Origin of the sequence: Pseudomonas sp. NBRC 111123 (genome assembly GCF_001320205.1) — a bacterium.
Lineage (GTDB): Bacteria > Pseudomonadota > Gammaproteobacteria > Pseudomonadales > Pseudomonadaceae > Aquipseudomonas > Aquipseudomonas putida_J.
The window spans coordinates 105,068-131,623 of record NZ_BCAZ01000008.1 but is presented as its reverse complement, the minus strand read 5'-3'; the positions used below and the strand labels follow the sequence as shown (position 1 = coordinate 131,623).

Sequence of the window (26,556 nt, the reverse complement as noted above, 5' to 3'; positions counted from 1 at the left end):
CGACCTCACAGGCGCTGCAAAGCTCCCCTTGAATGGTATGATCCCTCATTAAACGTTTCAGTATGTTTCATAAGGGACCGCAATGTCTGTTCAGGAATTACCGCCGCTCGCCGTTTCCAAGGGCGACGTCGGCAAGATGGAAGCTGCCATGGCACTGGGCAGCTTCGCCATCGGCACCGGCGAATTCGCCATCATGGGCCTGATGCCCGATATCGCCAGCAACCTGCAATTGAGCGAACCGCAAGTCGGCCATGCCATCAGCGCTTATGCGCTGGGTGTGGTGGTCGGTGCCCCCACCTTGGCCATCCTCGGTGCCAAGCTGATGCGCAAGCACATGCTGCTGTTGCTCATGGCACTGTATGCCATTGGCAACCTGGCCACCGCCTTTGCCCCGTCGTTCGCCAGCATGGTTGCCTTCCGCTTCATCAGCGGCCTGCCCCATGGCGCCTACTTCGGTATCGCCGCCGTGGTGGCGTCGAGCATGGTACCCAGCAACCAGCGCGCGGGCGCCGTGGCCAGGGTAATGATGGGCCTGACCCTGGCGATGCTGCTGGGCAACCCGGTCGCGACCTTCCTCGGCCAGTTCTTCGGCTGGCGCTCGGCTTTCGTGCTGGTCGGTGCCATCGCCCTGTGCACCATCGCGCTGGTCTGGCGTTACGTACCGCAGCGCCACGATGAGCCGCGCAGCGACCCGCGCAAGGAGCTGCAAGCCTTTACCCTGCCGCAGGTGTGGATGGCGCTGGGCATTGCCGCGATCGGCTTTGCCGGTATGTTCTGTGTGTTCAGCTACCTGGCCCCGACCATGCTGCAGGTGACCCAAGTGGCGCCGGAATGGATCCCCTTCGGCCTGGCTGCCTTCGGTGCGGGCGGCATCATCGGCAACATTGCCGGCGGCAAGCTGTTCGACCGCCTGCAGTTCCGCGCCGTGGGCATCGTCCTGGTGTGGTCGGCGGCCGTGCTGCTGTTCTTCAGCTTCGCCGCCCACGCACTGTGGTCAGTGCTGCTGGGGATCGGCCTGGTCGGCACCATGATCGCCCTGGCCGCGCCGCTCCAGATCCGCCTGATGGACATCGCCCATGAAGCGCCAAGCCTGGCGGCCGCTTCCAACCATGCCGCATTCAACCTGGCCAACGCCCTGGGCCCATGGTTTGGCGGCATGGCCATCAGCGCCGGCCTGGGCTGGACCAGCACCGGCTACATCGGCGCGGCCACCGCGTTGGCAGGCCTGGTGATCTACCTGGTGGCCAGGCGCATGAAAGGCGGTCACTGAGCCTGCTGCCTGCCCTGAGCGTTCAAGGCAGGCATAATCGGGCGCTGCCCGCGCAGCGCGCCCGGTTTCACACGCTCAAGCGCTGTTTCCCTCGTCATCTTCGATCACGTCGTCGGTCCACGGCTCACCGTCCAGCGGTGCGGAACGTGCAAGTTCCGCCTCGTCCAGGCCGACCCCCCCACCAATTTCGTCGGCCTCCACGCGGCGCAGGCTTTGGTCCGCCGGCCCGTCGCCGTCGCCTGGCTCATACGGGTCGCGGGCGCCGGTTTCGTCCAGCAAGGTATCGGGGCTCAGGTCATCGTAGGTCACGTTGTCTTCATGCAGGCTGTCGCTCAGGGCTTCGCCACCGGTCATGCCGCTTTCGGCAACGCGACGCGCAGGGAACTCCTGGGCAACCTCAGCGGCTGGCCGTTCATCTCCGATCCGGCCTTCACGGTCGTCTTGCCGGTCACTGAAATCCAGTTCATGGACGCTACCCATGCGGTCTTCGGTGTCGTCGATCTCAGTGGGCGTGTAGTGCTTGGGGTCATCAGGGCGGCTCATGGGTGCTCTCCAGCAGTCAGTTACAGACAGTCGACTCCACCAAGCTGCGGATGATTCAGAGTTTTTTTGAACTACCGAACGGGGGGCTGCCTCCCAATCTACAGACAGCGCATCCCTGTGGAGCCCGCCATGTCCAAGCCCCTAGCCGAATACCGGCGCAAGCGCGACTTCAACGCCACGCCCGAACCCGCTGGCCAGCGCAGCCGGGGCAAGCGCGCCCATGCCTTGCAGTTTTGCATCCAGAAACACGACGCCAGCCACCTGCACTACGATTTCCGCCTCGAACTGGACGGCACGCTGAAAAGCTGGGCCATTCCCAAAGGCCCCTCGCTCGACCCGAAAGTGCGGCGTCTGGCGGTTCATGTCGAAGACCACCCGTTGGACTATGCCGAGTTCGAGGGGAATATCCCCGAGGGCCATTACGGCGCCGGTGATGTGATCGTCTGGGACAGGGGTGTCTGGGAACCGGAAGGCGACGCTCACCAGGCGTATGCCAAAGGTAAACTGCGCTTTCGCCTGCAGGGCGAAAAGCTCAACGGTGTGTGGAACCTGTTCCGCACGCGCCTGGCCGGCAAGCAAGAGCAGTGGATGCTGGTCAAATCGCACGACGGCGAGGCGCGCAGCGAAGCCGAATACAGCATCGTCGAAGCCCAGCCGGGCAGCGTGCTCAGTGAGCGCACGTTGGCGCCAAAGCCTGCCACTGAGACCAAGCGCCCGCCTGCACGCCCCCGCGCCGTGAAAGCCACGATGCCTGACCACCTGTCACCGCAACTGGCCACGCTGGTCGACTCGCCCCCCAACGGCGACTGGCGGTATGAAGTGAAATTCGATGGCTACCGCATCCTCGCTCGGCTTGAAGGCGACGATATCCGGCTATTCACGCGCAACGGCCATGACTGGAGCGCCAGAATGCCCCGGCAAGTGGCCGCGCTGCGCGCTCTGGGTGTGGACGCTGCGTGGCTTGACGGCGAAATGGTCGTCAATGACGACAGCGGCAAGGCCGACTTCCAGGCCCTGCAGAACGCCTTCGACACCGACCACGACGAACAGATCATCTACTACCTTTTCGACCTGCCGTACCTGGGCGGCCAGGATTTGCGTCAACTGCCGTTGCAGGAGCGCCGGGCTGCCTTGCGCCAGCTGCTTGATCACAGTGAATCGCAGGTTCTGCGGTATTCCGAGGACTTCGATCAGCCGGTCGACTCGCTGCTGGACAGTGCCTGCCGCCTGGAACTTGAAGGGCTGATAGGCAAACGGGCCGACAGCCCCTATGTCGGCCGACGCAGCGCCGACTGGGTGAAACTCAAGTGCAAGCAACGCCAGGAGTTCGTGATCGTCGGCTTCACCGACCCCAAAGGCAGCCGCAACGGTTTTGGCGCCCTGCTGTTGGCCCTGCACGACAATGAGCGTGGCGAGTTGCGCTATGCCGGCAAGGTCGGCAGCGGTTTCAGCGCCGCCACGCTTGGCACTATCCATGCCCGACTCACCCCCCTTGAGATCGCCAAGCCCGCCTTGCCCAAACCGCCAACCGGCGCCGAGGCCCGGGGCGTGCACTGGCTCAAGCCGCAATTGCTGGCCGAGGTTGGCTACGCCCAGATGACCCGCGATGGCGTGGTGCGCCACGCGGTGTTCCATGGGCTGCGTGACGACAAGCCGGCCACCGCCATCGACCTGGAGCGCGCCATGCCCGGCAAGACCGTGCCCAAACGCAAGCAAACCGACCTGCCGGACAACCTCGGCGAGTTGCGCCTGACCCACCCCGAGCGGGTGATCGACGCCACCATTGGCGCAAGCAAGCGACAGGTCGCCGAGTACTACGCCGAGGTCAGCCAATGGCTGCTGCCGCAGCTCAAGGACCGCCCCGTAGCCCTGGTGCGCGCACCGGACGGCCTGGCTGGCGAGCTGTTCTTCCAGAAGAATGCCGAGCAGTTGCACATCCCCCATGTGCTCAGCTACGACAAAGCCGAAGCCGGCCAGGCCGCAATGGTCATCAACCGCCCCGAAACGTTGCTGGGCGCCGTGCAGATGAACATGCTGGAGATGCACACCTGGAACGCCACCGACAAAGACTTCGACAAACCCGACCGCTTTGTCCTCGACCTCGACCCGGACCCGGCGCTGCCCTGGAAAGCCATGCTCGAGGCCACACAACTGGCCCTCACCCTGCTTGACGAGCTCGGCTTGAAAGTGTTCCTCAAGACCAGCGGCGGCAAGGGCATGCACCTGGTCGTGCCCCTCACCCGCCGTGCCGGTTGGGATGAAATCAAGGACTTCAGCCACGCGATCGTCGACTACCTGGCCAGGCTGTTCCCCGACCGACTCAGTGCAGTCTCGGGGCCCAAGAACCGGGTCGGCAAGATCTTCATCGACTACCTGCGCAACGGCAAAGGCGCCACCACCGTATGCGCCTACTCCCTGCGCGCCCGTGATGGGTTGCCGGTATCGGTACCGATCTGGCGCGAGGAACTGCCCCAGCTCAAGGGCGCCAACCAGTGGCATATCGGCAACCTGCGCGAGCGCCTGGCCGAAGTCGACGACCCCTGGGCCGACATGGCCAAGACTCGCCAATCGGTCACCGCACGCATGCGCAAGCAAATGGGGATGGCATGAGCATCATTCAGGATTTCGACCTCAACAACCTCGACCGGCTGTTACGCACCTTTGGCGAGCGACCGCAGCCTCTTAACCTCGATACTCAGCTGCCACAGCTGATCCAGGCACTCAAGGCCGACCACCTGGACCTGCTGCCACTGCCCGGGCAAGGCGGCACCTTGCGCCGCTGGCAGACCCTGGCGAGAGTGGCCGGTTGCGACCTGGCGCTGGCCAAGCTTTACGAAGGCCATACCGACGCGCTGGCGATACTCGCCGAGTGTGGCGCAGCGCATCGGGTGGGTGAAGGCACCTGGGGTGTCTGGGCAGCCGAGCCCCCTGATGCGCGCGCGCGCATTGTCGCGCGCGATGGCCATCAGGTGCGGTTGGCCGGGCGCAAGGCCTGGTGCTCCGGTGCATTGCAGATCGACCGGGCATTGATTACCGCCTGGGCCGATGATGATCAGCCGCAACTGGTGGCCATCGAGCTGGCACAGCCGAGCCAGGGTTTGAGCATCGACCGCTGGCAGGCCGTAGGCATGGCGACCACGGCAAGTATCGAGGTGGAGTTCGACGACACCCCTGGCATCGCCATCGGCCGGCCTGGCCAATACCTCTCACGCCCCGGCTTCTGGCATGGCGGCGCAGGCATCGCCGCCTGTTGGTACGGCGCCGCTGAAGCCTTGGCTGACTACCTGCGGGCGCATTGCCGCACACCGCGCCCGGACGCCCATGCCGATGCCCACCTGGGCGCAGTGGACGCGGCCCTCTTCGGCGCCCGCGCAGCATTGCGCGAATGCGCGGCGTGGATCGACCGGCAGCCCGATGCCGATGCCAGCTTCGAGGTACGCCGTACCCGCGCCCAGGTTGAACAGGCGGTCGAGCAGGTGATCAGCCACGTAGGCCGCGCGCTGGGCGCGACACCCTTCTGTCGCAACAGCCACTTCGCCAGGCTCAGCGCCGACCTGCCGGTATTCCTTCGCCAGAGCCACGCTGAGCGCGACCTGGCTGCACTGGGCAAGCAACTGACACAAGTGCCCGCAGGAGCCTGGAAGCTATGACGACAAACCTGATTCAGAGCAGTGATGGCACCCCATGGGCCGAGTGGCAACAGGCCGCGCACCTGGCCCGCGCCACCTGGATAACCCCGCAGCAATTGTGCCCGCCCGGGCGCCGCCTGGTACTGATCGCACCGCACCCGGACGATGAGATCCTCATGGCCGGTGGGTTGCTGACGCATTTTCGCGGACGCGAAGACGACCTGCTGCTGATTTCCAGCACTGACGGCGAAGGCAGCCATCCAGGCTCCGAGCACTGGACCGAGCATCGCCTGCGCCGGCAACGCCCTCAGGAGAGCCGCCAGGCCTTGCAGCAGCTCGACCTGGACCTCAATCGCCTGGACTGGCGCAGGCTGAATCTGAAGGACGGCACCTTGCCCCGCGAGGAAGCCTTCCTGGTCAACCACCTGACCCAGGTGCTGCGGCCCGATGATGTGCTGATGGCCACCTGGCGTGGCGACGGCCACTGCGACCACGAAGCCGTTGGCAGGGCCGCAGCCCAGGCCGCGCTGGCACGCAAGGCGCAGCTGGTCGAAGTGCCGGTGTGGGCCTGGCACTGGGCGCAACCGGACGATCCTCGCCTGCCCTGGCCCCGTGCCCAGCGTATCGAACTCGATGAGGCCACCCTGGCACGCAAGCGCAAGGCCTTGGCTGCACATGTCAGCCAGTTGGAGCCGGACGGCCCGCGCCCGCCTGTTCTGCCAGCCAGGCTGCTGGATTGCCTGCTGCAACCTTTCGAACTGGTGTTTGTATAAACGGAGTCGCCATGAGCCTCGATGCGCAGTATTTCGCCAAACTGTACGCCAACAATGCAGACCCGTGGGCTTTTCGCACGCGCTGGTACGAAAAACGCAAACGCGAGCTGGTCATGGCCAGCCTGCCGCGCCAGTGCTACCAGCGAGTATTCGAGCCTGCCTGCGCCAATGGCGAGTTGAGTGTGCTGCTGGCCGAGCGCTGCGCAGACCTGCTCTGCCAGGACCTTGACCCTACCGCGGTGGACCTCGCCCGTGAGCGGCTGGCCGATGTGCCGAATGCGGTGGTGGAACGGGCCAGGTTGCCGGGCGACTGGCCGGGGGGGTGCTTCGACCTGATCGTGCTCAGCGAACTGGGCTATTACCTCGACCCCACCGATTGGCTGCAGGTCATCGAGCAGTCGCTGGCCAGCCTGACCCATGACGGTGGCCTGCTGGCCTGCCACTGGAAGCACCCAATAGCCGGCTGCCCGCAAAATGGCCGTGAGGTACACCAGTTGCTGGCAAGGCACTTGCCACTGTTCCCAGTCTGTCGGCACGAGGAAGCCGACTTCCTGCTGGAGTACTGGTCTTGTCAGCCCAGCGTGGTCGACCTGAATGAGACCTGCACATGATTGGCGTGGTGATTCCGGCGCACAACGAAGCCCGGCGGCTCGGGCACTGTCTGAAGGCCATGACTGCAGCGGCAACCGTGGCAAAACAGGCAGGCCATGCTGTGAGCGTGTTGGTGGTGCTCGATCGCTGTGTCGATGGCAGCGCCAAAGTGACCGCTGGGTATGATGTCGATGCGCTTGCGGTCGAGGCCGGAAGCGTCGGTATGGCGCGTCGTCTGGGAGCCGAATGGATGCTGCAGCGGGGCGCAAGCTGGCTGGCCTGCACCGACGCCGACAGCCAGGTACCTGCGCATTGGCTGTTGTCGCAGCTGGCCTGCACGGCCGAGGTAGTGTGCGGCACGGTGCATATCGCCCGCTGGCAACCCTGGCAACGGGCAGCGCTGCGCACGCTGTACCTCAGCCGTTATGAAGCGCGGGAGGGCCATCGGCATATACATGGGGCCAACTTGGGCGTGTGTGCCCGGGCCTATGAGCGGGTGGGCGGGTTCCAACCGCTGGCGGCACATGAAGATGTGCAGCTGGTGCGTGACCTGGAGGCCGATGGGGCACGGATCGTGTGGACGGCCAGGCATAGCGTGGCAACCAGTAGCCGCATCGACAGCCGGTGCCGGGAAGGATTCGGGGATTATCTGGCGAGTCTGTAGTGACCTGTTCCGGCCTCTTCGCGGGCAAGCCCCCTCCCACAGCTTTCGCGCGAACGCAATGCCACGGGTTTGCCCGCGATCAGGCCGGAACAGGATTCAGGAGGCCTTGCGAGGGCGCTTGGCCGGTTTCTTCTCAGGGGCGGGTTTGTTGGTTGCCTTGCCACCCAGGCTGCGTTTGAGCAGTTCGGTAAGGTCGATGATGTCGGCACCTTTCTCGGCGGCCCCAGCCTCGCCTTTTTCCACCACGCTGATCTTGCCTTTGCTGGCCTTCTCCTCTACCAGGTCCATGATGGTCTGGCGAAACGCATCGTGGTATTCATCCGGCGCCCACGGCCCGCTCATGTCTTCCACCAGACGCTTGGCCATGGCCAGCTCGCGCTTGTCGGGCTTGCTGTCAGTCACGCTCTTGTCCAGCTCCAGGCTGTCCAGCCCACGCACTTCCTCTGGCCAACGCAGGGTGATCATCACCAGCGCATCGTCCAGCGGGCGCAACAGCGCCAGGTGTTGGCGGGTATGCAGCACCACCGTGGCCAACGCCACCTTGCCGGTGCTGTCCAGGGTCTCGCGCAGCAGCGCATAGACCTTGCCACCACGCTTGTCTGGGCTCAGGTAGTACGGCGTGTCGAAATGCTGCAGGGGGATGTCCGTGGCTTCGACAAACGAAAAGATATCGATGGTCTGCGTGGCTTCGGGGCGGGCCTTGCGGATCTCTTCTTCGCTGATCACCACATAGCGGCCCTTCTCGTACTCCACGCCCTTGACGATGTTGTCCTTGTCGATGTCCTTGCCGGTGACCTTGTTGATCCGCTTGTAGCCCACCGGCTCCATGCTGCGTTTGTCGAGCCAGTCGAAGTCGACCCGCTCGGTGCGCACGGCAGTGTTGAGCGACACCGGGATATGCACCAGCCCGAAGCTGATTGCGCCTTTCCAGATAGCCCTGGCCATTGCTGGCACCTCCCAAGCCCGAAATGGGCACCTATGTGAAATGACTGCGTGGCGCGCTGAAGGTTTACTTGGCTGGCCCTGCGGCAACAGTCGGCGGGTCAGGCCTGCTCGGCGAACAACACCCGCTTGAACGCCTCGGCAGCCAGGTGCACCTGTACCGCCCAGTCACCCGCCGCATCGCTGCCGGCGTCATCGGAGATGTATTTCAGGCAGACGAACGGAATACCCTCATCGCGCGCGATCAATGCGAATACGTAGGCTTCCATGTCGACCACATCGTAGGGTGCATCGCCATGGTTGATCTCGAAGCTGTCACCGCTGCCGCAAGTTTCTGCCGGCAAGCCGGGGATGGCCTGGCCATTTTCGAGCACCACGGGAATGTTCGACAGCGGCGTCTCATAGCGGGCAAAGCCCAGTGGGGTCACATCCATGTCCCGCTGCACGAAGCGCGTGCAGCACACCACCTCGCCCTTGCCATGGCGCTGGCTGCCGGCCGAACCGAGGTTGACGATCAGCTTGGGGCGCCGCTGCTGGATGGCCTTGGTCAGGGCGATGGCGGCATTGACCTTGCCAATGCCGGTGAACACGGTATTCACGTGGGCGAACACATCGCCTGCTTCTGCTTCCAGGGCGAAGACGAACAGCATATCGGCAAGGGAAATGTCGGGGGATTGGTTGATCAGCAACATGGCGCAGGTGGTCCGAATGGCTTGCGAGGGGCGCTGCCATTTTCGGCATTCGTTACCTGATTGCAAGCCCCGCCGCCCTTGCCGGCGTTGCCGCACCATCGCAGCCTTGCGCGAGCACCAGGGCAGTCACTGAGTGCAGCGCTTGAGCGCTGGTGGCGCCATTGGCCAGTGCCTTTTCCAGCACCGCCAGTTGCTGGTCGGCACTGGTCCCCTGTTGCAGGATGTGCTGCGCATGCCGGTACGAGCGCTCAGCGTCTATCGTGTCGGTCGGCCAACGCGCTTGCAACTGGCTTAGCCAGCCCAGGGCCGTGACCGGCTGTTGGTCATGCAGGCCGATGAACTCGGCGAAGCGGCCATGGCGCATGGCGCGCCAGTAGTTTTCCTGGGTAACCCAGCGCAGTTCGCGATTGAGTGAGCCGGGCTCATAATGAGGCTGCACGTTGTGCTCCACCAGATGGCGGAACAGGCCGGCCAGGCACAGCGCATCCTCAAGCACGGGGCAGGCATCACAGATGCGCAACTCCACAGTGGGGAAGCGCCGCGACGGCCTGATCGCCCACCAGAAGTCACCCTCTGTTGCCAATGAACCCGTACGTTGCAGCAACGCCCGGTAGCGTTCATAGGTTTGCCAGTCGGGTAAAGGCTCCGGCAGCCCCATGTGTGGCCACTCGCCGCAGATTACTCGCCGATAGCTCATGTAGCCGGTCACCTGCCCGGCCCACAAGGGCGATGAGGTACTCAGTACCAGCAGCAACGGTAACCAGTACAGCAGACGGTTGATCAACTGCATGCGGTCGCAGCCCGGCGGCACACCTACATGAATGTGCAGGCCATTGAGCAGGCTGCGCCGGGCTACGTGCTGGTAATCGTCGAAAACCTGGCGATAGTGCGGCGACGGCCGGGCCTTCTGGCGCAGCCAGGGCGCATTGGGGTGGCTGGCGGCGCTGTACAGGCCCACGCCCTCTTCGGCCAGGCTCGCGCTGAGGCGCTGGCGGTAGTCGAGAAAGAACTGGCGGGCCTGGTACAGGTTGGTGAAAACCGGCGAGGCGATTTCGATCTGGCTGCAGAACATCTCTTCGGCAAGGTACTCGCCCACCACGTCGCGGCATCGCTGGACGACGGTCGGCGACGGGGTGGTCAGCACCCGGCCACTGGCCAGACCCGTCAGCAGATACTCCTCTTCGATGCCGAACGTGCAGGGCCGGTACATACGGGCTCAGGCGCAGCGGTTGACGGTGAGCGACACCGCAGCGATGCGCTCGACCCGCTCATAGCCTGGCTCCAGCAATTGCTCGCCGAATACATCCGGGTCGACCTCGCGGTACACCCAGGCCCATTGCGGCCCGGCCAAGCGCAGGCGAATGGCCTCGAGCAAGGCATCGCGGCCTTCGACGATGGCCACCCCGGTGTACAGCAGCAATGACCCTCCGGGGCTCAGACGCTCGCGGGCCTGTTCGACAATGCGCAGCGACAGTTCGGCGCCCAGTGCGCCCCCACCGTGGCGATAGGTGCGCTGGCCGGCATCGAGCATGTACGGCGGATTGGCGACGATCAGGTCGAATGCACCGCTGATGCCGTCGAGCAGGTCGCTCGGTTCGACGGACACATTGCCGACGCCGGCCAGCGCTGCGTTGATGGCCGTGTAGCGCAGGGCCAGGGGGTTGATGTCAACGGCGCTGACCTGCGCATGGTGCACTGCGCGGGCGATCACCAGGGCCCCGACGCCGCTGCCACAGCCAATATCGACCGCATGCTGGACCCGGGTCGGGCTGTGCTGCAGGTGATCGTGAATGACCTGGGCGAAACGGTAGCTGTCGGGGCCGAAGAACACCGCATCGCTGGCCTCGGTGGGATAGGCCGAATGCACCAGCAACAGGTCGTCCAGGCTCGACCAGCGCACGTTGCTGCGCAGCCTGTCACCCTCCTCTCTCAGCACCTGTGCGGCGCGCAGTTGCTCCAGTTCGTCCAGGGAGATCAGCGAAGGCAAGAATGGCCTGCTCCAGCCGAACACATCGCGCAGGTTGCTGGCCTGCTCGGCACTAGGCCGGGCGTTGTTGCGTGCCTGGGTGGCCGGCGTGACGCACGTGAAGCGGTAGCCATCGGCGCGCAGGCGCTGGCCAAGCTGCAGCAAGGCCTCGTCGGCCTGTACCTGTCGTGGGTTGAGCATCATCAGTGCGGCCCTTCCTGTGCCAGGCCGGTGACACGCAGGTAGGCGCGCGTGGCGCACAGGCCTTGAGGCTGGGCATGACCATTACCGGCCATGTGGGCGATCAGGCTATCGATACTCTCATCCAGCCCCTCGCTACCGGGTGGTGGCGCCTGCAGGGCCGGCAACCAGCTACCGGGCAGTACGCGCTGCACCGGCGCCTGCCAATCGGCGGCAATCCAGTCATGCCATAGCTGCTTTTCATAGGCACTGAACACGCCGAACATGGGCGAGCTTGGCCCTTCGATCAGCGACCACCAGCGGCTGTCGGCCGGGTTCTGACCGCGCCTGATCCAGCCTTGGGCCTGCAATGCTTGCAGAAACGCCGGCAACGTACCCGCCTCAGCCAGCCACTGGTTGACCGTGCGCTGCTGCAGGCGGCAACGGTCGGCGTGCATGAACTGGCCAAACGCGCGTTTGCGCTCAAGGGCTGACAGCAGCTCGGCCTGAAGGTCGAAGCGGCTGATCAAGTCAGGCGCAGCGATGCCCAGGTCATTGAGCCGGTAGCCGTGGCGTACCCGGCGGTAGAACACCTCGGGCTCTTGCGGCGGGCACAGCTGCTGCACGGCGCGGATGGATTTACGCGCGTGGCCGCTGGCGGCATTGTCGATGGTCACATGCAGCTGAAAGTAATGCCCGTCAATGCCAAGCTCTGCCAGCTCATGGGTAGTAATCAGCAAGTGCAGTGGCGGTTGTTCATAGCCCAGGTTGTAACCAATCACCTCGGGCAGGAAGCTGTCGCCGTATTGACCCAAGGCAAGCTGCAAGGTGCCCTGCAGGTAGCGGTCGTCGTCCAGTACGAGCGGTTCCAGGCAGCCCAGCCGGCTTAGCAGGCGCTGGTAGATCAGCACGTGGTTGCAGCGCGGGTCGCCATCACCCAGCTCTTCAAGGTAGGTGCGGATCAGCCCGTGGTACCGTGGGTCGTGCCAGTGGCGCAGGGTGGCGTGCAGCCAAGCGCCGTCCACGGCCTTGGTCGGTGCCACTTGCTGCAGGAACCAAAGGGCCTGCGAGCGGTTGGCAAAGTAGCGCCGAGGCGCACCCTGGCGGCGCTGTTCCAAATAATGAGCATACGCATGAGCAACTTGCTCGGCATGCCGTGCACTCCAGGCATCGAGTTGCCCAGGCGCCTCCGGCAGGTCATCGTCGATGACACTCACCTCGGCCAACCGGGCTGCCAACCACTGACGCATACCCGCATCGTCACCCGCCAGCAGTGCCTGATAGCACCTGGCTAGCGTGCTATCGCCAGTCGGGGCCGGTACTACGGTGTCACAGGCCATCGCCGTCATGCCTTGCTCCTCGTCCACTTACTGGCGCTGGTTGTCCTGCGGCATGGGTTCCGGGTCTGGCGCAGGTTGTGGCGCTGGTTTTTCATCGTGTTGCTGCATTTGCACCGAGGGCTTGCTTGGGTCGCTGTCCTTGCCCGGGTGGTTGTTGTCTCTGTCGAAGCAGCCGCCGACCAAGGCCAGGCTACCCATCAAGGCAATCAGCGGTGTCAGGCGCATCGAAAACCTCCTGTTGTGGTTGGCTGCAGTGCCAGGTCGCCCCGGCACTGCATGTGCCTTACTTACGAACGGCCGCCCTTGCGGCCCGACTCGGTGCTGTTGCGGCCGCTTCCGGGTTGCTGCCCGCCTTTGCGGCCAGCCTCGGAGGCCTTCTCGCGATCATTGGCGAAGTTGCCTGGGTTCTTGCTGCCACCCTGGCTGCCGGTGCGGCTGTTCTCTTTGTTGGCCATGGTCTCTAACCTCTTGTGGCTTTCTAGGTGTGCACGGCGCTGCGCCGTACATAAGGTCGGAGTTCGGGGATTTCGGGGGATTCGTTTTATTGCGACACGTTCGGACCGGTGGCGTTAAATATGCGGCGGCGGTTTATTTGGTGCGACAGCCGATTCGGCCTCGCGCTGGCGCCTGCCCAGCCAGGTGCCGGTCAATGCCCAGCCCAAGGCCAGCCCGGCGCCAATGAGCATCGCCAGCTGGGCATGATCTGCCAGCAGGTCCAGCCCGCGCTTGAGCCAGCCGCTTAGAGCATCGCCACCTCGGTACACCACGGTGTCGACGAAGTTCTTCGCTTTGTACTTGTCCTCGGCAGGCAGCACGGTGAAGAGCATCTCTCGCCCCGGGCGTACCAGGGCATATTCCCCGGCACGGCGTACCACCATCACTACCACGAACGCGGCAAACACAGGCGCCAGGGCCAGCCACACGAACCCGGCAGCCAATACCAGCGGTATGGCCACCAGCAGCACGCTGACACCCATGCGCCTGGCCAGCCGACCGGTGAGAAACACCTGGGTGAGGATCGCCAGCGCCTGCACCACAGTATCCATGAGGCCGAACACCTGGGTCTGGCGCGTACGATCGGTGAAGGTTTCGCTGACGATGCGTGCCTGCTCGAAATACAGGAAGGTACTGACGCTGGCGAGCAGCACGACGAACAAGGCAATTGCCAGCAGGTACGGTGAGCGCAGCACGGCCGTTGCGCCGGCGAAGGGATTGCCGCCCAAGGGCCTGGATGCTGGGACTTCGGTGGCGGCAGGTAGCGGGTTGCGCTCGCGCCACCGCTGCACAAACCCGCAAGCAACCATGCTACCGAGCAGAAACAGCCCGGCCAGCAGCAGCAACCCGGCATGCCCCAGTGGCGCCACCAGCAACGTACCCAGGATCGGCCCGCTCAGCCCGCCCAGGCTGGCCCCGGCGGCCAGCAGCCCGAACAGGCGCTTGCCCTGTTCGGTGGAGAACAGGTCGGCAAGCACGCTCCAGGCCAGGGAAATAGTCAGCAGGTTGAATACCGAAAGCCAGATGTAGAAGGCCCGGGCACTCCACATGTTCTCAGGATCAACAGCAAACAACGCCGCGAACAGCAACAGGTTGCTGGCGAAGAAGCCATAGCTCCAGGGCAGAATGTGCCGGCGAGGCACCTTGGAGGCTAGCCAGCCGAACAGTGGCAGGCAGGCCAGGGTAGCGATGAATGTGCCGGTGAATAGCCATTGCAGGTTTTCCACGCCGCCTGCCACGCCCATGGTTTCGCGCACCGGGCGCAGCATGAAGTAGCCAGTGAACAGCAGATAGAACAGCAGCAAACCGGCGAGCACCGCAGGGCCCTCGCCGGGCTGGATGTTCAGCCCCTGATCGAGCCGTCTGCGCCAGTTGCTCATCGCCTCAGGCGAACTGCTTGATCAGCGCTTGTTGCTGCGCCTGGCTGAGCAGCGGTTCATGCCCGGCCTTGAGCTGGTCGAGCTGGCGTTCCGGGCGCCCGGTCGCGGGGATGACCGTAGTCACCGCCGGGTGGCTGATGGCGAACTTGAGAAACAGCTGCGCCCAGCTGCCTATACCGGCCTCGGCGGCCCACGCCGGCAAGGCCTGGTCTTTTACCCTGGCAAACAGCCGGCCGTCGTCGAAGGCACGGTTGATCAGCACCGCGACGCCCTTGTCCTGGCACAAGGGCAGCAGTTCGTGCGCTGCTTGTGGGGCATTCACCGAATAGTTGATCTGGATGAAGTCCAGCGGCTCGCTGCGCACGATGCGCGCCACATCCTGGTGGCCGCTGTTCAGGTAATGGGTGATACCGACGTAACGGGCCTTGCCCTGCTGCTTGAGCTCACGGGCATAGGGCAATTGCGTCTGCCAGTCGCGCAAGTTGTGGATCTGCAGCAGGTCGACCTTGTCGGTACGCAGGCTTTTGAGTGTGCCGGCCCACTGCGCTTGGGCATCGGCCCGGCTATCGGCGGCGATCTTGGTGGCGATGAAGCATTGCCGGTGCCACCCGCCCTCCTCCAGCAACTGCCCGAGGATGCTGTCGGCACCGCCATAATTGGGCGAGGTGTCGATGACTTTGCCGCCACCGTCGAAGAACGCCTTGAGCACCCTCTTGAGCTGCTGGTATTCGGCGGAACCGGCCTCCACCTCGAAACTGCCGGATGTGCCCGCGCCGATCACCGGCAAGGCCTCGCCCGTGGACGGCACCTTGCGCGTCAGCAACCCGGCGGAGCCAGCGGCATGCAGCCAGGGGCTGACGGCCACAAGGCCTAAAGCCGCACCAGCGCGTAGGACTTCGCGACGCTTGTACATGGCAAAGCTCCCGTCATCAGTCGGAAACTTTCAAGGCTAGCCGCTCTACCCTGCACTGACCGGTGTTTCTGTATCTGGATGTTAAGTGATCAGCCCTGCAGCAGCGCGCTCAGGTCTACACCCACCTCGGCCATCGGTGGGCACCAGTAGTAGCCGCCGGTCAGCGGCCGGCTGAAGCGGTAGAGACCGTCGATGATGCCGTCTTCCAGGCCGCTCATGCGCCGCAGCTGCACCTCGAAGGCATCGAAGCTGTGGCCCAGGGCGACGAAGGCCAGGCCGGCGCCACGGCTATCGGCCCAGGCGACCGAACGGCGCACCATGAAGGCTTCCGGCTCGAAGCTTTCCTGGGCGGTGCGCTTGACGTGGGCCGACTCTGGGGCGTCGTCTAGCTCTTCGTTATCGCTCAGGCGGCGGCCGATGATGTTGTCCTGATCGGCCTGGGGCAGTGATTTGAAATACGCCAGGTCGTGCTTCCACAGCTGGAAAGCGGCGAAGCTGGAACCTGCCAGGCCTGGTTGTTCGCCGGCAAGAATGGCAGATTGCACAGCGTCCAGGTCCACCGGGTTCTCGGTACCATCTTCGTAACCGGTCAAATCGTGACCACCACGGTGCAGGAAGCCATCGACACTGTCAGCCAGGCGCAGTGCCGGGGCCAATGCCTGTTCCAGTGCCTGGGCCTGAAGCAACAGGTCGCCACGCTCGCTGCCGCGCAGCCACAGCCAAAGGGCGTGTTGGGTGCTAGGGTTTTCCACGGCAGCATCCAGCTGCGGGAAGGCACGCAGGCCAGGAATGTCGCGGCCAAAGGCTTTCACCAGCGGCGCGCCGATACCGAGGATCAGGTTCTGGCCATCGACCTGCGGCAGCAGTGCATCCAGTACGGCTGGCAGCGCCTCGGGCGACTGCAGGGCGAAGAACAGATGACGGGCATGGGCCGGCACTGGGGTGGCAAGCAGACCTTGCTGGAACGGCATGACAGGCGAATCCTCGGCAAAAGCGGGAATGCTACTGCGACCGGGCGCCTGTCGCAATGCGGCATGGCAGCGCTGTACGCCAAGGTTTAGCGGGAATCCGGTAACAAACAGTTACCAAGTGCTGGCGCATTGCAATTAGCCAGTCCGTAGGGCCGGCCTAGACTGCTTGCATCCTTTGCCCGAGTGCCTGCCCATGACCGCCTCACCCTTGCTGACTGCGTTTCTCCCCCTGGCTTTGGGCTTCATCATGCTCGGTCTCGGGTTGTCCCTGACGCTGGCCGACTTCGCCCGCGTGGTGAAATACCCAAAACCGGTGGTGATCGGCCTGTGTTGCCAGATCCTGCTGTTGCCACTGATCTGCTTCCTGATCGCCAATGGGTTTGGCCTGGAATCGGCGCTGGCCGTCGGCCTGATGTTGCTGGCAGCCTCCCCCGGCGGCACCACCGCCAACCTGTTCAGCCACCTGGCCCACGGTGATGTGGCGCTGAACATCACCCTGACAGCGGTCAACTCGTTGATCGCGATCCTGACCATGCCGCTGCTGGTGAACCTGTCCCTGGCCTGGTTCATGGCGTCGGACCAAGCCATCCCGCTGCAATTTGCCAAAGTCATGCAGGTGTTCGCCATCGTCTTGCTGCCAGTGGCCCTGGGCATGCTGATCCGCCGCTGGGCACCACGCTTTGCCACCGGCATGGAAAAACCGATGAAGCTGGTGGCGGCACTGTTCCTGGCATTCACCATTGTCCTGGCCCTGGCCAAGGACTGGCAGACCGTCGTCGAATATGCCCCGGTGGTGGGCCTGGCAGCCTTGCTGTTCAACCTGATCAGCCTGGTGCTCGGCTACTGGGTACCACGCCTGCTGAGCATCCCCAAGCGGCAGGCCATCGCCATCGGTATGGAAATCGGCATCCACAACGGCACCCTGGCCATCGCCCTGGCGCTGAGCCCATCGCTGCTGAACAACGCCACCATGGCCGTGCCAGCCGCGCTATACAGCCTGATCATGTTCTTCACCGCAGCCGGTTTTGGCTGGTGGGTCAGCCGCGGTCGCGTGGCAACCGCGCCTGCAACTGGCGCTTGAGTACCTTCAGCGGCGGAGCGTAGAAGAAGCCGAACGAGACGCTGCCCGTGCGCCCTTTCACGGCGTGATGCAACTGATGGGCGCGGTGCAGGCGCTTGAGGTAACGGTTGACCGGCCGCGGCCTGCGCGGCCAGTGCCGGTGAAAGAAGCCGTCGTGGGCCAGCACGTAAAGCACCCCATACCCGGCCACGCCAGCCCCCACCCACTGCAATGGCGCATGCCCGGCCTTGCCCAGGGCGACCAGCGCCGTGGCAATCAGGCCCAGCGCCACCAGGTACAGGTCGTTGGTTTCCAGCATGCCCAGCTGCGGCTCATGGTGTGATCGGTGCAGCCACCAGCCCCAGCCATGCATGATGTACTTGTGAGCCAGCGTGCCGAAACCTTCCATGGCCACCAGGGTGCCGAGCAGCACTGCGAGATTGAACAGCATGTAACGGTCCGGGGTATGGCGAAGAATGGCGCAAGGGTACCCATTACCCACGTTTATTTCCATGCAGCGTCACAGGGTGTAGGGCATTTCCGGATGAATCCCTTGTCATGTTTTTGCCCTTGACCCGGTGTAGCTGGCGGCGTAAGGTCCGCCCCGCAATTTCGCATCCCTTAACAGGAGCCCTGCCTTGGACAGTAGCCCCAGTCGCTTGCGACAGGCCCACACGGCGAGCTAGTCCGGCAGTTGCCTGCCACTGTCTCGCCATTAGCCAGACGGTGGATTTCCCCAGCCTTTGAAGGCTGTCCCCCGCTTTCCCTTTCGTGGTCCTGCGCATTTTCTGGTTATTCAACCGTGCGGGCGTGTGCCCGTGAAAGAGGTTTGCTATGGATTGGAAAGTCTTTCTGCTGCGCGTCGGCATTGCCCTGCTGCTGGGCGCCCTGATCGGTGCCGAGCGCCAACTGCGCCAGCGCCTTACCGGGCTGCGCACCAACGCGCTGGTCAGCACCGGTGCCTGCCTGTTCGTGCTGATGACCCAGGCAGTACCGGGCATGGCCCCTACCGACGCCTCCCGGGTTGCCGCTTACGTGGTGTCGGGTATCGGTTTTCTCGGTGGCGGGGTCATCATGCGCGACGGTTTCAACGTGCGCGGCCTGAACACCGCCGCGACCCTCTGGTGCACCGCTGCCGTCGGCGTGCTGTGCAGCCTCGGGCTGTTGCTGGAAGCGGCCCTGGGCAGCTTGATGGTGCTGTGTGCCAACATCCTGCTGCGCGACATTGCCCAGCGTCTCGATCGCCAGGAAGTCCTGCCGGCCAACGAGGTCGAACAGCACTACGAAGTGCGCATCATCTGCCGTGCCGAGGATGAAATCCAGGTACGCAGCCTGATGCTTCACAGCCTGGGCGACCCGCAACTGCGCCTGCAATCGCTGCACAGCGAGGACCTGGCCAACCCGGCACGCCTGGAAGTGCGCGCCGAACTGCTCGGTAACCCGCAGGCCCCTGCGCAACTGGAACGCCTGGTCAGCCGGGTGAGCCTGGAAAAAGGCGTAAGCTCGGTGCGCTGGCAGTTGCAGCCACAGGTACTGGCAGCGGACTAACGCTCATCGCGCAGGTGGCGCTCCTTCTGTTCCTGGCGCTCCTTGGCTTCGATGCACAGCGTTGCCGTGGGGCGCAGCAGCAGGCGGCGCAGGCCGATCGGCTCGCCGGTTTCCTCGCACCAGCCATATTCGCCACGGGCCAGGCGCTCCAGCGCCTGGTCGATCTTGTCGAGCAGCTTCTTCTCCCGCTCCAGTGAGCGCAGCCGCCACTGCCGTTCCTCTTCGGCGCTGCCGATGTCGGCCGGGTCGCTGTGCACTTCCTGCTCGCGCAAGCTTTGGAAGTCCACATCGATACGGGCTTGCAGGTCGAAGCGCTGGCCAAGCAACAGGGTGCGGAAAAATTGCTGTTGAACCTCGTTCATGTAGGCTGCAGGCGCCTGACGCAGCAGTTCCTCTTCAGTCATCAAGGCAGTCTCGCGTGGCTTGGAAACAATAAATGTTACGTTATAACACGCTCATTGCAACCCCCACTCATCTCGCCGCAGACTATTGCCAGCCCATGGAGGACATTCAATGCGCATACGCCCCGCCCAGCCCGATGACATCGCCGAGCTGATTGCCGTCGAGCGATCCGCCGCACACGCGTTCGTGCGGCTGCCCGATCTGGCCTGGCTGGCACGTGCCGAGGGGCTGGACGAAAAGGCGCACAAGGCCTTCATAGACTGCCAAGGCAGCTGCTTGGCCGAGGATGACCAGGGGCAGGTCCTGGGCTTTGTGTGCCTGCGCCTGGAAGGCCAGGCATTGCACATTCACGAGCTTTCGGTTCGCTTGGCTTCACAAGGGCAAGGCATCGGCAGGCAATTGCTGGACCGGGCGTGTGCCCAAGCGCGGCATCAGGGGGCGCAGGAGGTAACCTTGACCACCTTTGCGCAAGTGCCCTGGAATGGCCCCTTCTATGCGCGATACGGCTTCGAAGTGCTCGATCAACCGCAACTCGGGGCAAGGTTGCAGGGCATTCTGGCCACAGAGCGCGCGCATGGTTTAACAGGGCGCTGCGCAATGCGCCTGCCGTTGGCCTGACCGCTCACTCGGTACGTTCCGCCATGGCCGCTGCCACCGTGTAACCGTCGCGCCCTTGCCGCTTGGCCTGGTACAACGCAGCGTCGGCCGCCGCCATCAGGCTTTCCGGTGTGATGGCATCACGCGACGGATGGCCTACGGCAATCCCGGCGCTGGTCGACACCCGCCCCAACGGGCTCGCGGCATGCACGATTGCCTGCCGACGCAGTGCCTGCATGATGTCCTCGACGACCAGCTCGGCGCCAGGCTTATCGGTGTCAGGCAGCAACAAGGTGAACTCTTCGCCGCCGTAGCGTACCGCCAGGTCTGCCGGGCGCTTAAGTGCCGTTTTCAACAACTCGGTAAAGCGCCGCAGGCACTGATCCCCGGCGGGATGACCATAGCGATCGTTGTACAGCTTGAAGTAATCCAGGTCGAGCATCACCAGCGCGATCGGGTAGCCCTGGCGCCGGGCCCGCTTGAACTCGGCCTCGAACACCGCATCCAGGCGCCGGCGATTGCCGAGCCCGGTCAGGCTGTCAGTCAGTGCCAGCGACTTGAGGGTCTGGTGCGCCTGGTGCAGCGCCCGCTCGATGGCGATGCGCTCGCGCAACTGGCGCAGCACCACCCACCCGAACGCGGCCAGGCCGACCAGTAGCAGCAACAGTACCGCGACCGATTTGATCACATCGTGCCGCCAGGGCGCGATGATCGATTCCCGTGACAAGCCCGCCTCCACCACCAGGGGGTAGCTCGACAATGCCCGGTAGGCATACAGGCGCGGGGTGCCGTCAATCACCGCCACCGCTTCGGCCAGGCCTTCGTTGGTATAAGGCAGGTGATTGCGGAACACTTCGCTGTTGGTCAGGCTGCGCCCCACCACCTTCGCCACGAACGGCCGTCGGACCAGAATGGTGCCATCGCGCTTGGCCAGTACCAACGCGCCACGTTCATCGATCTTGAAATTGCCGTAGTAGCGCACGAACCAGTCAACCTTGATGGTACCGAGCAACACCCCGGCGAAGCTGCCATCGCGGTTGTCGAGCCGGCGCGAGATGGGGATGACCAGGTCACCGGTGGTGCGGCTGCGCACAACCGAGCCGATGTGCACGCTGCGATCGGTATGGTTACGATGAAAGATGAAGTAGTCGCGGTCAGCATTGTTCGCATTGGGCGGGATCGCGTCGCGATCGGTCACGAGCCAACTGCCGTCCGGCCCGTAGACGAACAAACCGTGCAGCTGCGGCATGATCGCCATCTGCTGGGCCAGCAGTGCATGCAAGCGGCGGCGGTCCAGGTGGTCGAAGCCGTCACCCTCCAGGCGCTCGGCCAGTGCTGCGGTAATTGCATCCACCTGGCGTATGGCATCTTCGGCATGCTGGCTGGTAGCCCTGGCCAGGTTGGTGACCATGTTTTCAGCAGCGCTGAAAGCGAGCCGGTAGTCACGCCAGGTACGCCAGCCTTCGACCAGCACGAACACCAGCATCACCACGGCCATGAACGACAGCACCAAGCGGAACAGCGCCACGGCACGCCCCTCGCCGCTCACTGTGAACAGCGCGTCCTCGTCCTGCTTTCTGGCCGCACCCATGGAAGTCCTTGCCCTCAAGCGTATGCCACCTATGACTATAGTTCAGCGCCGAGGTGCCTCACGGTGGTCGCCCGGCGACAAGAAAAACGAAACCTTTGCCGCCGGGCACGGCTCAACCGTACGCGACACTGAGGTCGCGCCAACGGTTACAAGGAGTCAGGCATGAGCAATCTGTTCATCAAACGCGCCGGGTTGTCGCTGGTACTGGGCATGGCATCGCTGCAGGCCCTGGCCGCCACTTCCGATGATTTTGTCGAGGCCGCCACAGAGGCCGGGATCGCCGAGACGGTCACCGGCAACCTGGCCATGGAAAAAAGCCAGAATGCCGAGATCAAGACCTTCGCCCAGCAGATGGTCACCGACCACACCAAGGCCAACCAGAAACTCGGCGACATCGCCCGCAAACTGGATATAAGCGTGCCGGACGAGGCCGCACTGACCGATAAAGTGAAGAAGATGATCCTCGAATGGCGCGACGAGTCGTTCGACAAGTCGTACGTCAACAACCAGGTCGACGCCCACGAGAAAGCCGTGGAGCTGTTCAAGAAGGAAGCGGCTTCCTCAGACAAGCCTGAGCTGAAAGCCTTTGCCAGCGAAACCCTGCCGACCCTGGAACATCACCTGGAGCAGGCCAAGGCACTCCAGGCCACCCACGGCAAGTGACCGACCCACGACACGAGGCCACACATGACTAACGATGCATTGCGAAGCGAAATCCTCACCCGACTGCTACACGCCCACCCACAAGGGCTGGGCAAGGAGTTGCTGGACAACTACCGCGGCGAAAAGGCCGTGGCCGGCATGCTCAAGACGCTGCAGGAACACGGCCTGATCCAGGACGGCGCAGTGGCGGTTGACGCTGATCACCAGATCAGCATGAGCTATCCGGTCAAGCTGTCATCGGCCGGAGTCGAGGCAGCCAAGCAACTGGAGAGTTGAGGTGCAGCGCCCCATCGCCGGCCTAGCGGCGATGGGGTAGCCCGCATCAGTGCTTGCTCTTGGCCTTCTCATCGTCCCTTGGCGGCTTCGCCGGCCCTTGCGGATCGACTTGCGGATCGTCCAGGTCCGGTGAGTCAGGGTCGAAACCGAGGTCATCCTTCCGGTTGGCCTGCTCTGAAGAATGTGGCCCCTGTCGATGTTGCTCTGGCTTGTTCATGTTGCGCTCTCCCGGGAGTGTCTATGGAAGAACGCAGATACCTCGGGAAGTTTGATTCAATTGCTTGCAGCGAGCTGTACGCGACAGGCCTGCAGTGCGTCGTCGCGTTTCAACAGTTCGTCCTGCAGGTGCTGCAACTGCCTGCCCTGCTCGGCACACAGGCCTCGTTTGTCTTCCAGGATTTGCGTTTGCGCCTGCAGCTGCCGACGCATCTCATCGCTGGCGCCCTGGGCTTGCGCGAGAATCGTGCGCAAACCCTGGATCTGCGCTTCGCGCTGCTCGACCAGTTCGTTCAATGCCTTGCATTCGCCGCTGACCTGACGGTGCTCGCCGAGCATTCGCTCATTGTCGCGGTGCAGGCGTGTCAGCTCGTCCTGCTTGACGATCAGGCCCTGTTGCAGCTGGCGCAGCTCCACTTGCAACTGTTGGGTCTGCGCTTCGTGGCGGCGCTGGTCCTGCTCGCGCTGTTCGCGGCTGGCGCTGCGGTAATGCTCCAGTGCTTCACGGGCATGGCGATGCTTGTCTTCCAGCGAGCGCACCTGTTCATCCTTGTCGGTCAGACGCACCTGCAATTCACCCAGTGACTGGTTCAAGCTGGCGCTGCGCAACTGCTCGGCCTGAAGCGAGTTCAGGGCGGTCGCCAGGCGCTCCGATTCGGCAGCCAACGCAGCAGCCTGGATCTGCTGTTGCTGGTGAGCGGCTGCCAGTGCCTGCTGTGCCAGTTGCAACTGCGCCTCCAGCTGCTCGCGCTGTTCGTGGAACACGGCTTCGGCCTGCTCGACCCGTGCGTCCCCCTCCTCCTGTACCTGTGCGGCCAATTGCGATACCAGCCTGGTCAGCGAATCGCTGAGCGCAGCCTGGCCTTGCAGGGCGGCTGGCTTATGCCCTTCCAGTTCTTTCAGGTAGCGATGAATAGTCGTCTTCGAACCTGTATTGCCCAACTCGATACGTACTGCATCGATGCTGGGGTACTCACCCCGGGCAATCAGCACTTGCCGCGCCTGCTGCACTACTGCCTTGTTGATACCGCCCCGGGCCATGCTTGCTCCTACGATTTCGTAACATGATACATACCCCGCATGGAGGTGATTCTTGGAGAATTCAGCGGGTTTTGGGGCGGATTTTAACCGGGCGGGAGGTAAATCGTGGAGTTTAAGTCGTCGAAGATGGTAATTCTTGGAGAAAGGGTCGTCCAGCGTGCGAACTCTTGGAGAAAAAATCGTCAATGATTGATGAGGCCCTAGCCAGCCCGTGCTGGGACCAGCCCAGGCGAAGATAAGCTCGGATAGAACTCAGGACTCGAGGCGCTAGGTGCCTTTTCTCTTGCTCCGGACGGATCAGGCTTGCGAAGAAGCTACACCCCTCGCTGTTTTCTCTTTGATGCTGAATCAGAAGAGCTTACTTCAATCAGCTCGATTCTGATTTTCTGGAAGAGACGATCAACGTCCTGAAGCTCGTCCCTGTCAACGTAGGCGGCCACAAGGATGGTGAGGGGGTGCACGCCCAACGCTCCCGCAATCTGATCGATTTTCTCCAGAGTTGGGCTTTTCAGGCCCCGCTCCAGAGAGCTGAGGTACGTGCGGCTGCTTACTGTAGAGAAATCTTCTTGCGTGAGATTTCTACTGCTTCGGACCTTTTTGAGCGCCTGGCCGAACGCGATGCTGAGTTCCAATTTGCCGTTTCCACAAAAGGAACGATGAAGCGCTATCGAATCCTATAGAGCTACAATCTATAGTGTTCATTTTTGGGGGCTGCTATGTTCACAACCTACCCGCGTGCCGAAATAGCCTTTGATCTTCCCGATGAGCCAGCGTCTCCCGCAGGGCAGCGACTGTGGAGCTATGTTGAGCAGGAACTGTTGATGCCTTGGTTTTATATGCAGGTCGTGCATAGGTCTGGACGTGAGAATTTTGCCAGCATGTTCATGATGTACCACGCACACGAACTCAAGCAGTTCATCGATGCGCAGTCCGACCGCCTGTGGGTAGAGCAGGTTCAGTTGGTCACACCACCTCATGTCAATGGGCAACCCACCTGGCTTATGGAGCCGCTTGTAACGGTGACAATCGTCGCAGATCCGATGGACGGATCGCATTGCCTCTTCTATCAAGTGGCAAGTGGAGCCATCTATTCATTGAGAGACGATCTTGATAAAAACTTGGCTCCAATCTGCACCTTGTTTTCGGAAGAGCGCGACCTTCGGCGATAGGTTGCTCATCGGCATGAGTAATGCGTAAGCCAACGAGCAAAGAACTCCACGGTTCGCTTGTGGGCCAGATCTCATGCATCCATAGCGGAGGAGCCATGAAGGGACGACGCAAAGTGAAGACCGAGAAATGGAAGGCTATAGAGCAGTTGATTCAAGAGGCCAGGGCTACTTTAGAATCCAGTCCTCGTGCTCAATTCCAGGGAAGGTTTCTTGCCAAAGCCGAAGCTGCTGGTCGGCATTACGAGCCAAAGGGCATTCTCGCAGGGAGTGCTCAGGGAGCGCTGCATGTAACAGGAAGACGGTGACTGAGCCGGACTAGTCGAAACTATGGGGCTCGCCAGAATAGAAGCGGTGACTAGCACAGTGATGAAACCTCCGAAAACTCCTCACACCGCAAACCGTGCTTCACGCGTCCACCCACCTAACCAATGGATTTCTGGGCGGACCGGCTCAGCCATATCTGTCGCAGCGTATATCTCCAATCGTATCAAACACATGCCCAAAGGTAAGCCGTTTGCTGGCGCTGTTTTTGCGCATGCGGGCTCACGCGTTTCGGTAGGCCAGGCGCTGTCTCGACTGGTGCTCAGCGGCTCACTAGAACGCGTTTTTCGCGGCGTCTACATGCGCCCCAAGCGCAGCAAGTACACGGGTAGGAAAATTCGGGCTAACCCCATTTCAGTAATGGAGGCCATCACAAAGGCAAGAGGCGAAACTATCCAGATACATGGCATAGAAGCTGTACGCCGGCTGGGACTAAGCACCCAGATGCAGGTTGTGCCAACTTATTACACCAGTGGACCGACGCGTGAAATTAAGATCGGAAACGCGGTGGTTCGATTGCATCATGCATCTCGTCAACGACTCCAGTACGCTGGCACCCAGGTAGGGGTAGCCCTGACCGCTTTGTTTTATGTTGGGAAAGAAGGGCTGACTGAGGATGTTTTGAGTAAGGTAGTCAACTCGTTGAATGCCGAGGAGTTGAACAAGCTGATGGCCTGCACGATGCCTAGGTGGATGCTGTCGGCATTGGCCTGCTCCGCAAAGGTTGGGACTCGAACCTCCGCAGGGATGAGGTGAGTGCGACGGATGTCTGGAGCAATCAAAAGCTGCTCAGTAGGCGTAATGCTTAGTAAGCCTAACATATGATCCGCTCCATTTTATGCTGAGTAAATGCCGCGATTGAGGTGGGACTATGAAGATCTTTGGCCGAGTTGAAATCGACGCAGTGACAGATGTCCTTTGTGATGTATGCGGTGTTAGTGCCCGGCTGGTTGACGGTAATTTCTAATATGTGAGACTCGAAACGCGTTGGGGCTACGGTGCTTCTCATGATGGCTCGCGTTACGAGGTGCACTTATGCGAGTCCTGCTTCTTTGCCACCCTAGCGTATCTCAAACAAGAACGAAGGACTTCCAATTTGTTTGAGGAGGATTCCCAATTGTCTAAGGACGAGTTGGGCTTGTTGTCTCAAGATGATTTTTTCGCGATGGCGACTAACGCGTATTGGGAAATAGATCAAGCAATTAGACACGCGGGCAGGCTCAGCACGTCGTAGCGTGACAGAGGGCCGATACAAAAGTAACCTCGACGTCCAGTTAGACAGGCTTCGCGCACAACTAGGAGATCCAGAGTAGCAACCGGTCCG

The 26,556-nt window shown here is 62.7% G+C and carries 30 protein-coding genes; 13 read left to right on the top strand and 17 right to left on the bottom strand.

The window, feature by feature from the left end:
• Nucleotides 1–82 precede the first annotated feature (82 nt).
• Nucleotides 83–1,270 carry an MFS transporter gene (locus APH27_RS06930; protein ID WP_060484390.1) on the top strand — a complete coding sequence of 396 codons (1,188 nt, stop codon included), beginning with the start codon at nt 83–85 and terminating at the stop codon, nt 1,268–1,270.
• A 75-nt stretch (nt 1,271–1,345) separates the two neighbouring features.
• On the opposite strand, the gene APH27_RS06925 is transcribed toward APH27_RS06930, so the two are convergent.
• Nucleotides 1,346–1,813, bottom strand: coding sequence for a hypothetical protein (locus tag APH27_RS06925; protein ID WP_027917316.1), 468 nt, complete (start codon nt 1,811–1,813; stop codon nt 1,346–1,348).
• Nucleotides 1,814–1,942: 129 nt separating this feature from the next.
• On the opposite strand from APH27_RS06925, the gene ligD reads away from it, so the two are divergent.
• The 5 genes from ligD to APH27_RS06900 are packed head-to-tail and all read left to right on the top strand — an operon-like array spanning nt 1,943 to nt 7,470.
• Nucleotides 1,943–4,423, top strand: coding sequence for a DNA ligase D (ligD, locus tag APH27_RS06920; protein ID WP_060484389.1), 2,481 nt, complete (start codon nt 1,943–1,945; stop codon nt 4,421–4,423).
• Nucleotides 4,420–5,463, top strand: coding sequence for a hypothetical protein (locus tag APH27_RS06915; RefSeq protein ID WP_060484388.1), 1,044 nt, complete (start codon nt 4,420–4,422; stop codon nt 5,461–5,463). The genes ligD and APH27_RS06915 overlap by 4 nt, the downstream gene beginning before the upstream one ends.
• Nucleotides 5,460–6,215 (top strand): PIG-L deacetylase family protein, encoded by a 756-nt coding sequence (locus APH27_RS06910; RefSeq protein ID WP_060484387.1) that lies wholly within the window; start codon nt 5,460–5,462, stop codon nt 6,213–6,215. Before APH27_RS06915 ends, APH27_RS06910 begins: the two co-directional genes overlap by 4 nt.
• A gap of 11 nt (nt 6,216–6,226) precedes the next feature.
• Entirely contained in the window at nt 6,227–6,826 is a 600-nt protein-coding gene (locus APH27_RS06905) for a bifunctional 2-polyprenyl-6-hydroxyphenol methylase/3-demethylubiquinol 3-O-methyltransferase UbiG (RefSeq protein ID WP_027917312.1), read from the top strand.
• Entirely contained in the window at nt 6,823–7,470 is a 648-nt protein-coding gene (locus tag APH27_RS06900; RefSeq protein ID WP_060484386.1) for a glycosyltransferase family 2 protein, read from the top strand. The genes APH27_RS06905 and APH27_RS06900 overlap by 4 nt, the downstream gene beginning before the upstream one ends.
• 96 nt (nt 7,471–7,566) lie before the next feature.
• Here APH27_RS06900 and APH27_RS06895 read toward each other — a convergent pair whose 3' ends face one another.
• The 10 genes from APH27_RS06895 to APH27_RS06850 all read right to left on the bottom strand — a co-directional run bounded on the left by APH27_RS06895 (nt 7,567) and on the right by APH27_RS06850 (nt 16,348).
• Complete coding sequence (locus tag APH27_RS06895) at nt 7,567–8,415, bottom strand: Ku protein (protein WP_027917310.1); 849 nt, start codon at nt 8,413–8,415, stop codon at nt 7,567–7,569.
• A 98-nt stretch (nt 8,416–8,513) separates the two neighbouring features.
• Nucleotides 8,514–9,104: a nucleosidase gene (locus APH27_RS06890; protein WP_060484385.1), complete on the bottom strand. Its 591-nt coding sequence runs from the start codon at nt 9,102–9,104 to the stop codon at nt 8,514–8,516.
• A gap of 52 nt (nt 9,105–9,156) precedes the next feature.
• Nucleotides 9,157–10,314, bottom strand: a complete 1,158-nt coding sequence (locus APH27_RS06885; protein WP_060484384.1) for a carboxylate-amine ligase — start codon at nt 10,312–10,314, stop codon at nt 9,157–9,159.
• 6 nt (nt 10,315–10,320) lie between these two features.
• Nucleotides 10,321–11,274 (bottom strand): class I SAM-dependent methyltransferase, encoded by a 954-nt coding sequence (locus tag APH27_RS06880; protein WP_060484383.1) that lies wholly within the window; start codon nt 11,272–11,274, stop codon nt 10,321–10,323.
• Complete coding sequence (locus APH27_RS06875; protein ID WP_060484382.1) at nt 11,274–12,599, bottom strand: iron-containing redox enzyme family protein; 1,326 nt, start codon at nt 12,597–12,599, stop codon at nt 11,274–11,276. Before APH27_RS06875 ends, APH27_RS06880 begins: the two co-directional genes overlap by 1 nt.
• An 18-nt stretch (nt 12,600–12,617) precedes the next feature.
• On the bottom strand, nt 12,618–12,815 hold the full coding sequence (locus APH27_RS06870; RefSeq protein ID WP_060484381.1) for a hypothetical protein: 198 nt from the start codon (nt 12,813–12,815) through the stop codon (nt 12,618–12,620).
• A 62-nt stretch (nt 12,816–12,877) separates the two neighbouring features.
• Complete coding sequence (locus APH27_RS06865; protein ID WP_060484380.1) at nt 12,878–13,045, bottom strand: general stress protein; 168 nt, start codon at nt 13,043–13,045, stop codon at nt 12,878–12,880.
• Between the two features lie 114 nt (nt 13,046–13,159).
• The gene (locus tag APH27_RS06860) at nt 13,160–14,464 is read right to left on the bottom strand and encodes an NTP/NDP exchange transporter (protein ID WP_060484379.1); all 1,305 of its coding nucleotides are present in this window, start codon (nt 14,462–14,464) and stop codon (nt 13,160–13,162) included.
• Nucleotides 14,465–14,468: 4 nt separating this feature from the next.
• Nucleotides 14,469–15,377, bottom strand: coding sequence for an aldo/keto reductase (locus APH27_RS06855; RefSeq protein ID WP_060484378.1), 909 nt, complete (start codon nt 15,375–15,377; stop codon nt 14,469–14,471).
• Nucleotides 15,378–15,466: 89 nt separating this feature from the next.
• A complete protein-coding gene (locus tag APH27_RS06850; protein ID WP_060484377.1) occupies nt 15,467–16,348 on the bottom strand; it encodes a Dyp-type peroxidase in 882 nt (293 codons plus the stop codon).
• Nucleotides 16,349–16,541: 193 nt separating this feature from the next.
• Between APH27_RS06850 and APH27_RS06845 the strand changes: the two genes are divergently transcribed.
• Nucleotides 16,542–17,429, top strand: a complete 888-nt coding sequence (locus APH27_RS06845; protein ID WP_060484376.1) for a bile acid:sodium symporter family protein — start codon at nt 16,542–16,544, stop codon at nt 17,427–17,429.
• On the opposite strand, the gene APH27_RS06840 is transcribed toward APH27_RS06845, so the two are convergent.
• Nucleotides 17,386–17,859 carry a sterol desaturase family protein gene (locus tag APH27_RS06840; RefSeq protein ID WP_060484375.1) on the bottom strand — a complete coding sequence of 158 codons (474 nt, stop codon included), beginning with the start codon at nt 17,857–17,859 and terminating at the stop codon, nt 17,386–17,388. The two genes, APH27_RS06845 and APH27_RS06840, sit on opposite strands and share 44 nt — an antisense overlap.
• A 383-nt stretch (nt 17,860–18,242) precedes the next feature.
• Here APH27_RS06840 and APH27_RS06835 point away from each other — a divergent pair, with 383 nt between their 5' ends.
• Nucleotides 18,243–18,956: an MgtC/SapB family protein gene (locus tag APH27_RS06835; protein WP_027917299.1), complete on the top strand. Its 714-nt coding sequence runs from the start codon at nt 18,243–18,245 to the stop codon at nt 18,954–18,956.
• Here the strand turns inward: APH27_RS06835 and dksA are convergent.
• Nucleotides 18,953–19,360 (bottom strand): RNA polymerase-binding protein DksA, encoded by a 408-nt coding sequence (gene dksA / locus APH27_RS06830; protein WP_060484374.1) that lies wholly within the window; start codon nt 19,358–19,360, stop codon nt 18,953–18,955. The genes APH27_RS06835 and dksA overlap by 4 nt on opposite strands.
• A 109-nt stretch (nt 19,361–19,469) precedes the next feature.
• Between dksA and APH27_RS06825 the strand changes: the two genes are divergently transcribed.
• Nucleotides 19,470–19,976, top strand: a complete 507-nt coding sequence (locus APH27_RS06825; protein WP_060484373.1) for a GNAT family N-acetyltransferase — start codon at nt 19,470–19,472, stop codon at nt 19,974–19,976.
• 4 nt (nt 19,977–19,980) lie between these two features.
• On the opposite strand, the gene APH27_RS06820 is transcribed toward APH27_RS06825, so the two are convergent.
• Entirely contained in the window at nt 19,981–21,546 is a 1,566-nt protein-coding gene (locus tag APH27_RS06820; RefSeq protein WP_060484372.1) for a sensor domain-containing diguanylate cyclase, read from the bottom strand.
• Nucleotides 21,547–21,708: 162 nt separating this feature from the next.
• Here APH27_RS06820 and APH27_RS06815 point away from each other — a divergent pair, with 162 nt between their 5' ends.
• Together APH27_RS06815 and APH27_RS06810 are read left to right on the top strand one after the other, a co-directional pair.
• On the top strand, nt 21,709–22,209 hold the full coding sequence (locus APH27_RS06815) for a DUF4142 domain-containing protein (protein ID WP_027917295.1): 501 nt from the start codon (nt 21,709–21,711) through the stop codon (nt 22,207–22,209).
• A 24-nt stretch (nt 22,210–22,233) separates the two neighbouring features.
• A complete protein-coding gene (locus APH27_RS06810; protein ID WP_027917294.1) occupies nt 22,234–22,485 on the top strand; it encodes a hypothetical protein in 252 nt (83 codons plus the stop codon).
• A 46-nt stretch (nt 22,486–22,531) separates the two neighbouring features.
• On the opposite strand, the gene APH27_RS26560 is transcribed toward APH27_RS06810, so the two are convergent.
• The 3 genes from APH27_RS26560 to APH27_RS06800 form a co-directional block, all read right to left on the bottom strand.
• On the bottom strand, nt 22,532–22,702 hold the full coding sequence (locus APH27_RS26560; RefSeq protein ID WP_177331652.1) for a DUF6021 family protein: 171 nt from the start codon (nt 22,700–22,702) through the stop codon (nt 22,532–22,534).
• 56 nt (nt 22,703–22,758) lie between these two features.
• Nucleotides 22,759–23,742, bottom strand: coding sequence for a DNA-binding protein (locus APH27_RS06805; RefSeq protein WP_060484371.1), 984 nt, complete (start codon nt 23,740–23,742; stop codon nt 22,759–22,761).
• 314 nt (nt 23,743–24,056) lie between these two features.
• The gene (locus APH27_RS06800) at nt 24,057–24,374 is read right to left on the bottom strand and encodes a helix-turn-helix domain-containing protein (RefSeq protein WP_060484370.1); all 318 of its coding nucleotides are present in this window, start codon (nt 24,372–24,374) and stop codon (nt 24,057–24,059) included.
• Between the two features lie 84 nt (nt 24,375–24,458).
• On the opposite strand from APH27_RS06800, the gene APH27_RS26800 reads away from it, so the two are divergent.
• Complete coding sequence (locus tag APH27_RS26800) at nt 24,459–24,911, top strand: hypothetical protein (protein ID WP_060484369.1); 453 nt, start codon at nt 24,459–24,461, stop codon at nt 24,909–24,911.
• 456 nt (nt 24,912–25,367) lie between these two features.
• Nucleotides 25,368–25,988: a DUF6088 family protein gene (locus tag APH27_RS25705; RefSeq protein ID WP_256250560.1), complete on the top strand. Its 621-nt coding sequence runs from the start codon at nt 25,368–25,370 to the stop codon at nt 25,986–25,988.
• The last annotated feature ends 568 nt before the right edge of the window (nt 25,989–26,556 follow it).